Source organism: Kitasatospora kazusensis (genome assembly GCF_039529945.1).
Taxonomy (GTDB): domain Bacteria; phylum Actinomycetota; class Actinomycetes; order Streptomycetales; family Streptomycetaceae; genus Kitasatospora; species Kitasatospora kazusensis.
On the sequence record NZ_BAAANT010000128.1, the window covers coordinates 1 to 1,333 of the forward strand.

At 71.0% G+C, this 1,333-nt stretch carries 1 protein-coding gene; it reads left to right on the forward strand.

Translation table 11 applies throughout. The annotated features are described in order from the left end of the window. The first annotated feature begins 63 nt into the window (after positions 1 to 63). The gene (locus ABD330_RS32270; protein WP_344469876.1) at positions 64 to 1,287 is read left to right on the forward strand and encodes an IS30 family transposase; all 1,224 of its coding nucleotides are present in this window, start codon (positions 64 to 66) and stop codon (positions 1,285 to 1,287) included. Positions 1,288 to 1,333: the final 46 nt, after the last annotated feature.

The window sequence follows — 1,333 nt, forward strand, 5'->3', positions numbered from 1 at the left end:
AGGGGCGCGGGGAACTGCTTGGGTTCTAGGAGTCGTTGCAACACCCCAGTTCAAAGGGGTGCGATGGACTTCGAGATCCGGGTGGACCGGAAGCCGCAGGGGCGCAGGAAGCTGGCCCGGGAGCGGGAGGCATACTCCCGGCTTGTGCAGCAGGGCTACAGCAACACCGAAGCGTGCCGGACCATCGGCGTTCACCGCCGGACGGGCAACAAGTGGCAGAACGGCCGTTCCGGGGAGCCGGGCCGCAGGGCGGTGCCACCGATTACCACGGTGGTGCCGCCCTGCGGCCCGGCCCGGTACCTGGCCCAGGACGAGCGCATCCACATAGCCGACCGGCTGCGTGAGAAGGCCACGGTCCGCCAGATCGCCGCGGAGCTGGGCCGCAGCCCGTCCACCGTCAGCCGGGAGATCCGCCGCAACCGCACCGACGGCACCCGCGGCCGGTGGCAGTACCGGCCGCACGCCGCCCAGGCCCGGGCCGACGCCCGTCGGCCCCGCTCCAAAGCCCGCAAGATCACCTCGAACCCGGAGCTGCGGGACGCCGTCCAGGCGATGCTGGACGAGAAGTGGAGCCCGGAGCAGATATGCCACGCTCTGCGGGCACAGTTCCCCGACCGGCCGGAGATGCACGTGGTCCACGAGACCGTCTACCAGGCGCTCTACGTCCAGGGCCGCGGCGAGTTGCGGCGCGAGCTGGCCGGCGCCCTGCGCAGTGGCCGGGCCCGGCGCAGGCCCCAGCGGCAGGCCAACTGCCGGCGGCAGCGCTTCACCGACCCGATGGTCATGATCAGCGAGCGGCCGGCCGAGGCCGGGGACCGGGCCGTCCCCGGTCACTGGGAAGGTGACCTGATCCTCGGCAAGGGCAACAAGTCCGCGATCGGCACCCTGGTCGAACGCGCGACCCGTTATGTGATGCTCCTGCACCTGCCCGGCAGCCACGGCGCCGAGACCGTCCGGGATGCGCTGGTGGCCACCGCCCGCACGCTGCCCGCCGAGCTGAAGCGCTCCCTGGCCTGGGACCAGGGCAGTGAGATGGCCCGGCACGCCGACTTCACCCTCGCCACCGACATCCCGGTCTACTTCTGCGATCCGGCCAGCCCCTGGCAGCGCGGCTCGAACGAGAACACCAACGGCCTGCTGCGGCAGTACTTCCCCAAGGGCACCGACCTGTCCGTCCACACCCCCAAACACCTCGCCGCCGTCGCCGACCAGCTCAACCGCCGCCCACGCAAAACGCTCGGCTGGGAAACCCCAGCCGAGCGTCTGGCTAAACTCCTCACGGCCTAGACAACCAACCACGTGTTGCAACGACCGCTAGAAACCGCCCTGCGCG

Bases quoted from the DNA above. Each gene is read 5' to 3' on its own strand.
- ABD330_RS32270 (WP_344469876.1), top strand. From the start codon at position 64: ATGGACTTCGAGATCCGGGTGGACCGGAAGCCGCAGGGGCGCAGGAAG.